Origin of the sequence: Stenotrophomonas sp. Br8, assembly GCF_014763005.1 — a bacterium.
Classification (GTDB): Bacteria; Pseudomonadota; Gammaproteobacteria; order Xanthomonadales; family Xanthomonadaceae; genus Stenotrophomonas; species Stenotrophomonas lactitubi.
Genome location: NZ_JACGTN010000007.1, coordinates 182,655 through 195,482 on the forward strand (window position 1 = coordinate 182,655; position 12,828 = coordinate 195,482).

General features: G+C 65.9%; 12 protein-coding genes. 2 read left to right on the forward strand and 10 right to left on the reverse strand.

From position 1 onward, the window contains the following. Positions 1-123 precede the first annotated feature (123 nt). The 3 genes from epmA to ligA are packed head-to-tail and all read right to left on the reverse strand — an operon-like array spanning position 124 to position 4,085. Positions 124-1,080 carry an EF-P lysine aminoacylase EpmA gene (gene epmA, locus H3005_RS07430; protein ID WP_191077846.1) on the reverse strand — a complete coding sequence of 319 codons (957 nt, stop codon included), beginning with the start codon at positions 1,078-1,080 and terminating at the stop codon, positions 124-126. Continuing rightward, positions 1,077-1,562: a GNAT family N-acetyltransferase gene (locus H3005_RS07435; RefSeq protein ID WP_100552943.1), complete on the reverse strand. Its 486-nt coding sequence runs from the start codon at positions 1,560-1,562 to the stop codon at positions 1,077-1,079. Before H3005_RS07435 ends, epmA begins: the two co-directional genes overlap by 4 nt. Positions 1,563-1,613: 51 nt before the next feature. Further along, on the reverse strand, positions 1,614-4,085 hold the full coding sequence (gene ligA / locus H3005_RS07440) for an NAD-dependent DNA ligase LigA (protein WP_191077887.1): 2,472 nt from the start codon (positions 4,083-4,085) through the stop codon (positions 1,614-1,616). Positions 4,086-4,267: 182 nt separating this feature from the next. Here ligA and H3005_RS07445 point away from each other — a divergent pair, with 182 nt between their 5' ends. Further along, positions 4,268-5,392, forward strand: coding sequence for a pyridoxal phosphate-dependent aminotransferase (locus tag H3005_RS07445; RefSeq protein WP_100552945.1), 1,125 nt, complete (start codon positions 4,268-4,270; stop codon positions 5,390-5,392). A 77-nt stretch (positions 5,393-5,469) separates the two neighbouring features. Here H3005_RS07445 and zipA read toward each other — a convergent pair whose 3' ends face one another. The 6 genes from zipA to H3005_RS07475 all read right to left on the reverse strand — a co-directional run bounded on the left by zipA (position 5,470) and on the right by H3005_RS07475 (position 12,155). Further along, the gene (zipA, locus tag H3005_RS07450) at positions 5,470-6,207 is read right to left on the reverse strand and encodes a cell division protein ZipA (RefSeq protein ID WP_100552946.1); all 738 of its coding nucleotides are present in this window, start codon (positions 6,205-6,207) and stop codon (positions 5,470-5,472) included. A gap of 46 nt (positions 6,208-6,253) precedes the next feature. Then, positions 6,254-9,757 (reverse strand): chromosome segregation protein SMC, encoded by a 3,504-nt coding sequence (smc, locus tag H3005_RS07455; protein ID WP_100552947.1) that lies wholly within the window; start codon positions 9,755-9,757, stop codon positions 6,254-6,256. A gap of 402 nt (positions 9,758-10,159) precedes the next feature. Further along, a complete protein-coding gene (rplI, locus tag H3005_RS07460) occupies positions 10,160-10,612 on the reverse strand; it encodes a 50S ribosomal protein L9 (RefSeq protein ID WP_099820764.1) in 453 nt (150 codons plus the stop codon). A gap of 105 nt (positions 10,613-10,717) precedes the next feature. Further along, positions 10,718-10,948, reverse strand: coding sequence for a 30S ribosomal protein S18 (rpsR, locus tag H3005_RS07465; RefSeq protein WP_002804494.1), 231 nt, complete (start codon positions 10,946-10,948; stop codon positions 10,718-10,720). Between the two features lie 11 nt (positions 10,949-10,959). Then, positions 10,960-11,397, reverse strand: a complete 438-nt coding sequence (gene rpsF, locus H3005_RS07470) for a 30S ribosomal protein S6 (RefSeq protein ID WP_025876882.1) — start codon at positions 11,395-11,397, stop codon at positions 10,960-10,962. Between the two features lie 212 nt (positions 11,398-11,609). Then, on the reverse strand, positions 11,610-12,155 hold the full coding sequence (locus tag H3005_RS07475) for a CbrC family protein (protein ID WP_191077847.1): 546 nt from the start codon (positions 12,153-12,155) through the stop codon (positions 11,610-11,612). Positions 12,156-12,184: 29 nt separating this feature from the next. On the opposite strand from H3005_RS07475, the gene H3005_RS07480 reads away from it, so the two are divergent. Beyond that, positions 12,185-12,418 (forward strand): hypothetical protein, encoded by a 234-nt coding sequence (locus H3005_RS07480; RefSeq protein ID WP_100552949.1) that lies wholly within the window; start codon positions 12,185-12,187, stop codon positions 12,416-12,418. 61 nt (positions 12,419-12,479) lie between these two features. Here H3005_RS07480 and H3005_RS07485 read toward each other — a convergent pair whose 3' ends face one another. After that, positions 12,480-12,818 carry an iron-sulfur cluster assembly accessory protein gene (locus tag H3005_RS07485; RefSeq protein WP_033831500.1) on the reverse strand — a complete coding sequence of 113 codons (339 nt, stop codon included), beginning with the start codon at positions 12,816-12,818 and terminating at the stop codon, positions 12,480-12,482. Positions 12,819-12,828 lie beyond the last annotated feature (10 nt).

Below are 12,828 nucleotides of genomic sequence, written 5' to 3' on the forward strand. Positions count from 1 at the left end.
ATGGATGAACCACGACGCAAGTGTGCGGTATCGACTGTGATAAGAGCATCATCGTGCTTGCTGAATCAAGCGCGGAAAATCGCGTTTTCGTTCAGCCTGCCAGGTCCATGGGAAATCGTCGGGTCATGCGTGGGCGAAATCGAATGCAAGTACATCTGCAATGCGCGATGTACGGTGCATCGCCATCAACAGGCGATCGATGCCAACAGCAACGCCAGCACAGTCGGGCATCAAAGGCAGCGCATGCAGCAACGCTTCATCCAATGCGGGCTGTACCTGTCCGCGCGCGTGCCGGCGCTGCATGTCATGCTGGAAACGCGCGCGTTGTTCAGCCGCATCGTTCAGTTCGTGATAACCGTTGGCCAGTTCCACCGCGCCCAGGTACAGCTCGAAACGCTCGGCCAACGGCGGTGTGCCGGCGCGGATACGCGCCAGTGCCGCCTGGCTGGCGGGCCAGTCGTGGACGACGGTCATGACCGCGTCATCGAAATGCGGTTGGATACGGTGGGTCATCAACAGATCCAGCCAGTCATCGCGGGTCAGGCCCACCGGATCGATGTGCACCTCGCCCAGCGCGGCGCGCAGCGCTGCCTCGTCGGCATCGAACGGGTCCACGCCTGCGTGCTGCTGGAACAGTTCGCGATAGCTCAGCACACGCAACGTCGCGCTGCGTCCCACCAGCGCCAGCGCCTGGCCCACCAGTTCTGCGGTTTCCTGCAGCAGCCGATGGTGGTCCCAGCCAACCCGATACCACTCCAGCATGGTGAACTCGGGATTGTGGCGGCCGCCCGCTTCGCCGTTGCGGAACACCCGGCCCAGCTCATAGCAGTCGCCCACGCCGGCAGCGAGCAGTCGCTTGAGCGGGAACTCCGGCGAGGTGCGCAGCCAGCGGCGGCGACCGCCCGCATCGACGTGACCGCTGAAATCGGTGTGGAAGCTGTCGATGTTCGGCTCGGTGTTGCCCGCCACCGACAGGATCGGCGTTTCCACCTCCAGCACGCCACGCTCGGCGAAGAAGCGCCGCACCAGTGCATTGAGGGTGGCGCGCTGTTGCAGGCTGCGCAGCAGCGCCTCGCTCACAGGATGCCCTCCGGGCGCGGATGGTCCAGCGGCAGGGTCAGCAGATCGCGGGTGTCATCGATGTAGCCACTCGCCAGGTAGAGGCGACGCGCCAGTTCGTTGTGATGGTTGACCTCCAACCGCAGCCGGCTCACGCCGCGCCCCCGCGCGCGCTGTTCGCAGATGGCCAGTGCCCGCTTGCCACGGCCACGACCACGCGCGCGATGGCTGAGATAGAGTTCGTCCAGCAGCATGAAGTGGCCGCCCTGCTCCAGGCTGAAGCCCATCGCGATCACCGCATAGCCAACCACAGCTGCGGCCTCGTCCAGCCACAGCAGCACTTCGCCGTTGCGCGGATCAGCCAGCAGCGCATCGACGCCACGGCGCACGCGCACATCTTCGAATTCGATCTTGTCTTCGGCGTAGAAATCGCGCATCAGCGCGATCAGCAGTTCCTCGTCGGCACGGGTGGCCAGGCGGAAATCCAGCGGAGCGGTCTGCATCAGTGTTCCTCTGCGGTTGCGTGCCGGGCGCCTGCACACCCGGCCGGTTCATCATTCGTGTTCGGCGAGGTAGGCCAGCAGGCGCTCTTCATCCCACACCGGAACGCCCAGCGCTTGCGCCTTGTCCAGCTTGGAACCGGCCTCGGTGCCGGCCACCACGAAACTGGTCTTCTTCGACACGCTGCCGGACACCTTGGCGCCCAGCGCCTCCAGGCGCTCTTTGGCGGTATCGCGATTGAGCTGGGCCAGCGTGCCGGTGAGCACGACCGTCTGCCCGTCCAGCGGGCCGGCCACCACTTCGGCCAGGGCCGGTGCATTGGCCAGGATGTGTTTCATCTCCACTTCGGCCGCCAGCAGCATCGCGCCATGGCCCTCGCTGTCCAGCCAGTCGGCGACGCCGCGCGCGGTGTCATCGGGCAGGCCGGCGTTGACGAACTGGCCGTGCTCGGCGTCCAGCACCGATTGTGCGCTGGGCAGTGCGGCGACCAGCTTCTCGGCACGCAGGCGGGTGATGCCGGGAATCTCCGCTTCAACCAGCAGTTGGGCCAGGTCAAGACCTTCGCGCAGCTTTGCGCTCGGCGGGTGCACGTCGCTGATGCGTACCTGCCCCACCTGCAGCAGCGCATCGATGGCCTGCTGGTTGCCTTCCTGTTCGAAGAAGTGGCCCAGCGAGCGCGCCACCTCGCCACCGATATCCGGCACGCGCTTGAACAGCGGCCACGGCAGACGGCGGATCAACGCCAGATCGCCAAACCACTGTGCCAGTGCCTTGGCGGTGCTCTCGCCAACGTGCTCGATGCCCAGCGCGAACAGCAGTCGCTCCAGCGTCGCATCACGGCTGGCGTCGATCGCAGCAATCAGGTTGTCCGCCCACTTGGTGGCGATCTTCTTCGTATTCCATTCGAAGGCGGCCGGCTGCGCCAATGCCTGCGCGCGCCACCCGGCATCGTTGCCATCCAGCTTCAACACGGCGTTGAGCACCGCGCCGCTGCCTTCGGCCGGCAGGTGCAGTTTCAGGCTGGCTGCGAGTGCCGAAGGGTCTTCAGCATCCAGCACCAGCTTCAGGTGCAGCAGCTGGTCACGGGTGAGGCGGTACAGATCGGCCACGCTCTTGACGATGCCGGCGTCCACCAGGGTTTCGATGTACTTGTCGCCAAGGCCGTCGATATCCATCGCCCGTCGCGAGGCGAAGTGGGCGATGGCTTCCTTGCGCTGCGCCGGGCAGGACAGCTCGCCCGAGCAGCGCCACGCGGCGGCCCCCTCCTCGCGCACGATCTCCGAGCCGCACACCGGGCAGCTGGTCGGCATCTGCCAAGGCGTGGTGCCCGCAGGGCGTCGGTCGAGGATGACGCTGACCACTTCCGGGATCACATCGCCGGCACGGCGCACGATCACGCTGTCACCCACGCGCACGTCCAGCCGCGCGATCTGGTCAGCGTTGTGCAGGGTGGCGTTGGAGACGATCACCCCTGCCACCGCTACCGGCGCCAGACGCGCCACCGGTGTGGCAGCACCGGTGCGGCCGATCTGGATTTCGATGGCTTCCAGCGTGGTGCTCTGTTCCTGCGCCGGGAACTTGTGCGCGATGGCCCAGCGTGGTGCGCGCGAAACGAAACCCATGGTCTGCTGACCGGCGCGATCATCGAGCTTGTAGACCACACCATCGATATCGAATGCCAGGCTGTCGCGACGCTCGCCGATGTCCCGGTAATAGGCCAGCAGGCCGTCGCTGCCCTCCACCACCTTGCACAGGTCGCTGACCGGGAAGCCCCATTCGCGCAGCTGTGCCAGCGTGCCCGAATGCGTATCGGGCAGCTCACCGCCCTGCACGTCACCGGTGCCGTAAGTGAAGAAGCTGAGCCTGCGCTGCGCGCTGATCTTCGGGTCGAGCTGCCGCAGCGAACCGGCGGCGGCATTGCGCGGATTGGCCAGCACCTTGCCACCGTGCAGGCGCGCGCGCTCGTTGTAGGCCTCGAAGTCGGCGCGGGCCATGTAGACCTCACCGCGCACTTCCAGCACATCCGGCCAGTCCTTGCCTTTCAGACGCTTGGGGATGTCGCCGATCTCGCGCAGATTGGCAGTCACGTCCTCGCCGGTGCTGCCATCGCCACGGGTGGCGCCCAGCACGAAATGGCCGTCCTCGTAACGCAGGCTGATCGCCAGGCCATCCATCTTCGGCTCGGCGGAAAAACGCAGGGTGCCGCGGCGCAGACGCTCATCGATGCGGCGTACGAAGTCAGCTACTTCATCATCGCTGAAGGCATTGGACAGCGACAGCATCGGCACCGCATGGGTGACTTCGGCGAAGCGTCCCGACGGGCGGGCGCCCACCTGCTGGGTCGGGCTGTCGGCACGGGCAAGATCGGGATGCTCGCGCTCCAGCGCCTCCAGCTCACGCACCAGACGGTCGTAGTCGACGTCGGGGATCTCCGGCGCATCCAGCTCGTGATAGGCACGATTGGCCTGGGCGATCTGCCGGCGCAGGTCTTCGGCACGTTCGGCGGGGCTGGGGCTCATCGGAATCCGCGGGTTCTGGGATGGCCGGGAATTCTACCGCGCCTGCGCGTCAGGCCCTGTCTGTAGCGTCGAGCCAGGCTCAGCGGGCGGCGAACAGCAGTCAAGCGTGGCATCGGCTCCACGCAACCGCTTGCCGGCACTCGCTGCCAGCGCTAGCGTGCGTCGGTCGCCCTTCCGGAACCGCCCCTGTGACCCTGCCCGCCTCCCGTCGCCACTTCCTGCAACTGGCCGGCGCCGGCCTCGCGCTCGCCAGCAGCGGCCTGCCCCGGTCGGCCCAGGCACAGCCAGCGACTGTGGCCGCGCCAAACGCCGATGTCGGCGCGGTGCAGCTGAACTTCAACGAATGCCCGTATGGCCCCTCGCCCGCCGCCCAGCAGGCGGCGCGCGACAGCATCGCCAGCTGCGGGCGTTACCGCTTCGCCTTGGCCGGTGAGGTGCGCGATGCCTTCGTCGCCCTGGCCGGAATTCCCGCCGACCACGTGCGCCTGTATCCGGGCTCCAGCGAACCGCTGAACCGTGCGGCGACGCTGTGGACCGGCCCACAGGCGGGCCTGGTGGTGGCCGACCCGACCTTCGAGACGCTGGGCGAGATGGCAGCCGCGCGCGGCGCCCAGGTGCAGAAGGTGCCACTGCGCAACGATGGTGCGCACGACCTGCGCGCGATGGTTGCAGCCGCGCGCGCGCGACCAACCGGCCTGCTGTACGTGTGCAATCCCAACAATCCCACCGGCTCGATCAGTCCCGCCGACGAACTGGCCTGGCTGCTGGCCAACAAGCCCGCCGGTACCCTCGTGCTGCTGGACGAGGCCTATCTGCAGTACAGCGAACAGCCCAGCCTGATTGCACAGGTGGCCCGGCGCGATGACCTGATCGTGCTACGCACGTTCTCCAAGCTGTACGGCATGGCCGGCCTGCGCCTTGGCGTGGCGGCGGCACATCCCGAGCGCCTGCGCGAGCTGGCCAGCCTGGGCGAGAACCCGCTGCCCGTGCCCGCACTTGCAGCGGCACTGGCCAGCCTGCGTGACCCGCAACTGATCCCGCAGCGACGCCTGCAGAATGCCAAGGCCCGGCAGAGCACCATCGCCTGGCTGGGCAAGCGTGGCTTCGACTGCCTGCCGACGGAAGCGAACTGCTTCGTGGTGGATGTGCAGCGTGACGGCGCTGCCTTCGCCAAGGCCATGGCGGACAACGGCGTGGTGATCGGCCGCAGCTGGCCGATCTGGCCCCAGCGCGTGCGCGTGACCGTGGGCACCGAGGAAGAGATGGCGCGCTTCCGCAGCGCGTTCGCGAAGGTGGCGGGCCTGCCGGCGTAGACCCCATCCACGCATGGCGTGGATCTACTGGTCTGGTGGGTGCCGACCGTTGGTCGGCACGCCAGGACCTGCTGCGCTTACCAGCGCGGGGTCTTTGTCAGCGGCGGGGCCTGGTGCTGGCGGTCATAGGCGCGCAGCTCATCACGGATATGGGCGATGCGCTGGCGACCGAGCGCGTTGCGGCCGTCATCCAGTACTACACCATCCAGCAGCTCGGCCATGCGCTGCACGGTCGGCAGCATCTTCTCCCAGGCATCCAGCGCGGTCAGCGGCGCCGGCAGGGTCAGGAAGAAGGCGATGGCCGGGGTTTCCATGGCGCGGATGTTGCCCATGTCGAAGCTGCCCGGCTTCATGATGCTGGCCATCGAGAAGATCGGGCCGCGCTCGGGATGACCCTCGACCAGTCGGTGGAAGACATTCATATGGCCAAATACCAGGCCGGTCTTCTCCGCTGCCACGACGATGTCTTCGCCACGCAACTGTTCGCCGGCGCGGGCGGCCACGAACAGCGAAACGATCTTGTCGAAATCCTGGGTCGCGCGCTTGCCCAGGTCGCTGGCCGCGCCATCGACGTCGGGCAGTCCCAGTTCGGCCTGCTCGACCGCATCGCCCATGCCAGGCTCGACGCGGGCATCGGCCACAGGCACGCCATCCTCGCCCAGCACCGGCTCGCGGCGCTCGCCGCTTGCCGGCTCGGCGCTGTCCAGACGACGGCCCTGGGGCTTCTTCTTGGGACGGCCAAACAGGAAGATCGCAGCGACCAACAGCAGGCCGGCGGCCAGGATGCCGATGCGCAACAGTGCCGTGTCGGACATTCGTTAGGTTCTCCGGCTAGTTCATTCAGGTAACTAGGATGGCACGTCAGGCCGCGCCCGCCAATCGCGCGGCTTCTTCCAGGTCCACGCTGACCAGGCGGCTGACGCCCGGTTCGCGCATCGTCACGCCCGACAACTGGTGCGCCGCTTCCATCGTGGCCTTGTTGTGGCTGACGAACAGGAACTGCACCTTCTCGCTCATTTCCTTGACCATATTGGCCAGGCGGCCGACGTTGGCTTCATCCAGCGGCGCGTCCACCTCGTCCAGCAGGCAGAACGGCGCCGGGTTGAGCTGGAAGATCGCAAACACCAGCGCCACGGCGGTCATCGCCTTTTCGCCACCGGACAGCAGCGAGATGCTCGACACCCGCTTGCCCGGGGGGCGCGCCATGATGGTCACACCGGTGTCGAGAAGGTCTTCACCGGTCAGTTCCAGGTAGGCGTGGCCACCACCGAACAGGCGCGGATACAGCGCCTGCACACCGGCGTTGACCCGATCGAAGGTGTCCTTGAAACGGCCGCGGGTCTCGCGGTCGATCTTGCGGATCGCATCTTCCAGGGTCTCCAGCGCCGTGGTCAGATCCATGTGCTGGGCATCCAGATATTCCGAGCGCTGCGATGCTTCGCCATATTCGTGGATCGCGGCGAGGTTGACCGGCTCCAGCCGGCGCATGCGGCCATCGATCTGGTGCACGGCTTGTTCCCAGTCGCCCAGGCGCGCCTCTTCGGGCAGCGTGTTGATCACATCCTGCAGCACGAAACCGGCCTTCTCCACTGCGCCCTGCAGGGTTTCGGCACTGAGCACCAATGCCTGCTGGTCCAGCTTGCGCTGCGAAATACGCTCGCGCTGGGACAACGCCTGCTCGTCGCGCTGGTGGCGGGTCTGCTCGTAATTGCGCAGCTCGGCGTCGATGCCATCCAGCAGCGTGCGCGCCTCGGTCAGCACGCGATCGGCACGCACACGCTCTTCCAACGCGTTCTGGTGCTCTGCCTGCAGCGACTCGACCGGTGTATCGCCTTCGTCCAGCTGCGAATGCAGTTCGCCCAGGCGCGAATCAAGCTGGCCACGCTGGGTGCTCATGCGTTCCAGTGCCTGGCTCAACGAGGCCACCTGGGCACGCTGCGATTCCAGGGTCAGCGCCAACGCATGCGAACGCTCGCGTACCGCACGGGCGGCGTCGCGGGCCAGATCGCGCGCCTCGGTCAACTGACGGCGTTCGCCCTCCAGACCCTGCCGGTTCGACTCCAGGTCGCCCATGCTGTTGACCGCATTCTCCAGCCGCGAACGCGCTTCACGCGCCTGCTCGCGATTGATGTCCAGGGTCTCCAGCAACTGGCTGAGCTCGCCTTCGATGCGGTCGATGCGTGTGCGTGCGGCCTCGACCTTGCCCTGCTGGCCCTGCAGCTGGCCCGCCAGTTCGGATACCGCGCGGTGCGCCAGGTACAGCGCCCGCTGCGCATCCTCGCGCTGCTGTTCGGCGGCCAACAGATGCTCACGGAAACCGGCCAGCTGTTCTTCCAGTTCGGCTTCGCGCGACTGCAGCTGCTCGATCTGCTCGCGCAGTTCATTGATTTCGCGTTCGCGCAGCAGCGCACCCTGCTTGGCGGCGCCGGAGCGCGATACGCGCACCCAGCCCTCGCCCAGACGTTCACCGCCCTGGGTGATGATGGAATCGCCCTCAGGCAGGTTGGCCTGCAGCGCATTGGCTTCGGCCAGGTCGCGCGCGCCGTGCAGGCGCGCAAGCAGGCGACGGATCGGTGCCGGGCCACGCACGCGCGCAGCCAGCGACGTCGGCGCGACCTTCAGGTCCGCGCCGTCATTGGCGACCAGTGCGATGCGGCCTTCGCCCAGCTCGCCCAATGCATCGACCAGGCTGGCGGGGTCATCGACCAGAACGCCTTCGATCAATTGGCCGAGGGCGCTTTCCACCGCGTTTTCCCAACCCGCATCGACATCCAGACGCTCGCCCACGCGCGCGGCCGAATCCAGGCCACGCGACTTCAGCCAGGCCACCGCCGCGCCCTGCTCCTGGCCGAGTGCGGCCTGCTGCAGGGTTTCCAGCGAGGACAGGCGACCGCGCAGACCATTGACCTGCTTGCGCAGTTCGGCCAGTTCGTTCTGGCCGCTGCGCTGCTGCTCCTGCACCGCGGCAACACCGTGCTTGCGCTCCTCGACCTGTTCGGTCAGTTCATCCAGCGCGGTCTTCTGCGTGTCGTGCTGCAGATGCAGTTGTTCGAAGACTTCATCCAACGCATCCACGTCCAGGCCTGCGCGCTCGGCTGCCAGCGCTTCGCGGCGACGGTCGGCGTCAAGGATCTGCTTGTCCAGGTAGTCCACGCGGGTGCGCTCGACCTCGCCGGCACGCGAGGCTTCCGAACTCTGCGAAGTGTGCTGCTCCCAACGTTGCTGCCAATCGGACAGCCGCGTTTCGGCCTCACGCAGGCCTTCCTGCTTGATCTCGTTCTCTTCCTGCAGTTCTTCCAGCTGCGGGGTGGCCGCATCAACTGCCTCGCGCAGCACCATCAGCTTGGCTTCGTCACCACTGATGTGCTGGCCCAGTTCGGCCAGCGCCTGGCGGGTTTCATCGCGCGCCTTGTGCAGGCGCTGCGACAGTTCGCGCTGGTGCTGGATCTGCTGTTCGAGACGGGCCAGCGTGCTGCCCACCTGGTAGACCTCGGCCTGCGCGGCATTGAGCGAATCGGCGGCCTCCTCGCGACGCACGCGCGAGGTCTCGATCCGCGCCTCGGCGTCACGCTGATCGGCGATCAGTTGCTGCAGCTTGGTTTCTTCCTGCGACAACCCTTCGCGCAGCTTGGACAGGCGACCGTCCAGTCCGCGGTACTCCAACGCCTTCCACTCCGCATCCTTGACCCGGCGCTCTTCCTGCAGCGCCTGGTACTGCTCGGCCTGTTTGGCCTGCCGCTTGAGGTGTTCGAGTTGCTTGGTGATTTCCTCGCGCAGATCGCCAAGGCGGTCCAGGTTCTCGCGGGTGTGGCGGATGCGGGTTTCGGTTTCCTTGCGGCGCTCCTTGTACTTGGAGATGCCGGCGGCCTCTTCCAGGTACACGCGCAGGTCTTCCGGGCGCGCCTCGATGATCTGGCTGATCATGCCCTGCTCGATGATCGAGTAGCTGCGCGGGCCCAGGCCGGTACCGAGGAACAGGTCGGTGATGTCGCGGCGGCGGCACTTGGTGCCGTTGAGGTAGTAGTTGCTGCTGCCGTCACGGCTGACGGTGCGCTTGACCGAGATCTCGTTGAACGAGGCGTACTCGCCGGAAATCGTGTGATCCGAGTTGTCGAAGATCAGCTCGACGGTGGCCTGCGAAACCGGCTTGCGGGCATTGGAACCGGAGAAGATCACGTCGGTAAGCGAGTCACCACGCAGGCGGCTGGCCGAACTTTCGCCCATGACCCAGCGCACCGCGTCGATGATGTTCGACTTGCCGCAGCCATTGGGGCCCACCACGCCGGTCATGTTGGTCGGCAGGTGCAGCGTGGTCGGATCGACGAAGGACTTGAAGCCGGACAGCTTGATCGTGGAAAGACGCATGGCGTGATTGGGTTCCGGGCAAGGGCCTTACGGCCGCCACCATAGTGGATGTCAGGTCAGCCAGCACCTCAAGCCATTGATTTCAAAAGAATTCAACAAGGCCAAGGGTGACGCAATGGGATGAGTATAGCGGGGCGAATGTTCCACGGGCGGGATGACCGGGGGAGGAAGCTCCGCGCTCACGCCCGCTCCTGCTCTCCGGCGTCGCCGCAGGCCGCCCGGGACACCTACCCGTGTCCGGAAAATGAGAGCAACGTGTTGATATTCATGGATTCATCCTGAATCCGCCGGCACATGCGTCACCCGCCAAGCACCGGCCCGGCCGGGTCGCCTTCGCCCAAAACAAAAACGGGCACCCTTGCGGGCGCCCGTTCTGGTGATACCAGGCCTTGCGGCGTGGGATCAGGCCTTTTCGGCTTCAACCACGACCTTGACGGTGGTCTCGACGTCCGCGTGCAGGTGCACCAGGACTTCGTACTCGCCAATGTTGCGGAAGGCGCCTTCGCCCAAGATGACTTCGCTCTTGCTCAGCGGCAGGCCGGCAGCGGTGAAGGCATCGGCGATTTCGCGGGCGCCGACCGAGCCGTACAGCTTGCCTTCGGTCGAAGCGTTGGCGGCGACGGTCACGCTCGCGCCTTCCAGCTTGGCCTTGCGGGCTTCAGCGTCGGCGTGGATGGACTGGGCCTTGGCTTCGTATTCGGCGCGCTTGGCTTCGAACTCGGCCTTGTTGCTCTCGGTGGCCGGAACGGCCTTGCCCTGCGGCACGAGGAAGTTACGGCCGTAGCCCGGCTTCACGTCGACCAGGTCGCCGAGGTTGCCGAGGTTGGTGACTTTCTGCAGGAGGATCAGCTGCATGGTATTGCTCCAGATAAGTTATTCGTTAGCGAGGCGCGGGCCCCGCAACAAAGGCTGTCCGAATAGCTGGCACAGCGGGGGCAGCGCGAAGCTGCCCCGCCGGCATCAGACGTCGTGGTTGTCGGTGTACGGAATCAGGGCCAGGAAGCGAGCGCGCTTGACCGCGGTCGCCAGCTGACGCTGGTACTTCGACTTGGTACCGGTGACGCGGCTCGGCACGATCTTGCCGTTCTCGGTCAGGTACTGGCGCAGGGTGTTGAGATCCTTGTAATCGATCTCCTTGACACCTTCGGCCGTGAACTTGCAGAACTTGCGGCGACGGAAGAACTTGGACATGTCAGTGCTCCTTAGGCGGCCGAAGCGGCGTCGTCGCCGGCATCGTTGTCAGCGGCGGGGGTGGTTTCGCCTTCTTCGTCATCACGACGACGACGCTCACCACGCTCGGGCTTGTCGCCCTTCTCGTCCTTGCTCTTCATGATCAGCGACTGCTCGGTGTCAGCCTCGTCACGCTTGATGACCAGGTTGCGCAGCACGGCGTCGTTGAAGCGGAAGCTCTCGGTCAGTTCGGTCAGAACGGCCTGGTCGACTTCGATGTTCAGCAGCACGTAGTGCGCCTTCACCAGGTTCTGGATCGGGTACGCCAGCTGGCGACGGCCCCAGTCTTCCAGACGGTGGATGGTGCCGTTGCCGTTCTCGACCAGCGACTTGTAGCGCTCGATCATGGCCGGGACCTGCTCGCTCTGGTCCGGGTGGACCATGAACACGATTTCGTAATGACGACTCATGTTTTTCTACCTTTCGGATGTGGCCTTGCGGCCGGACAGCCCCCCGCCGTTGATACCGCGGTGGGGCAAGGGATCCTGCCAGGGAGGCAGGAAGCTGCGCATTATGGCGCAGATGGGGGGCGTGAACAAGGCACGGACCTTCAGGGGCCAATGTGGGGCCGCAGGCAGCGCCCCGAAATCCAACCAATTTCCTTGAAATTCAACAACCTGAACTACGCCAGATCAACATGAAGCCGGTGCTGGCCACACTCCAGGCACTGGAACAGGCAACCGACCATCTGCCCCTCGCGTGTCAGGTGCTGCAGCACCCAGCCGGCATCACGCGGGTTGACCGCCGCCACGTCGGGCCGGACCTCCTCCAGGATCGGCGTCAGGTCATCGCTGCCGGCATAGCCCAAGAACGCACAAGGAGTATTGCAGTGGGTCAGCCAGACCGGCTGCTGCCAGGAGAAGTAACCCGGGGTACGCTCGCAGATCTCCAGCAACTGCTCGCGGGGAATGGTCGGTGGCGGATCGGCCGGGTCCGGCGACACGCCCTCGATGTCGCTCCAGCCGATGAAATCGCCCTGGAAACGTTCAACCGCCCGGCCGTTGGCGATGCACCAGGGACACAGATAGCCCGGCGCATTGCCGGCACAATAGAACGTGCACAGGTAGCGCAGCGCCCGCGGCTCGCCACAGCAATCGCAGACACCCGCTACCTCCTCGAAGGAGATCGCGTAGGCGTTGGGAGAATAAGCAAAAACCGGTCGTTCCATCCGTGGATCCTCTGCGCTAACGTCCAGCCATGGACCGCCTCACACGAATCCGACACTGGATCAACCGCGACAATGGCCGCCTGTTCCGTGTGGGCAACGGCCCGATCAGCGGCGCTACGGCCTTGGGCTTTCTGAGCTTGGTGGCGGCACTGCTGATGCATCTTCTGCACGACGCCACAGGGCTGCCAAGCGCCTATGCAGCGGCCTGCCTGATGACAGGCGGCGCGTTGTTGGCCTGGGATACCTGGCGCAACCGCCGCTGACCAAGGCATGGGGCGCCCCAACGTCCGTGCCGACCAAGGTCGGCATCTACCCAATCGGGGCTCAGGCCTTGTCGGCGTCGGTGGTGAAGCTCTCGCCGCAGCCGCACTCGGCGGTGGCATTCGGGTTGCTGAACGTGAAGGTCTCGCTCAGGCCGTGCTTGCCGAAGTCGATCACGGTGCCGTCCACCAAGGCCAGGCTCTTGGCGTCGACGTAGATCTTCACCCCGTCCTGGTCGAACACGGTGTCGTCCGCGCGCTCGTCGCGGGCCAGGTCGGTGATGTGGCCCCAGCCCGAGCAGCCGGTCTTGGTCACGCCAAAACGCAGGCCCAGCGCGCCGGGGGTCTGGGCGACGAAGCGCTGCACGCGCTCGAAGGCAATAGGGGTCAGGCTGACAGCCATGGTGGATCAC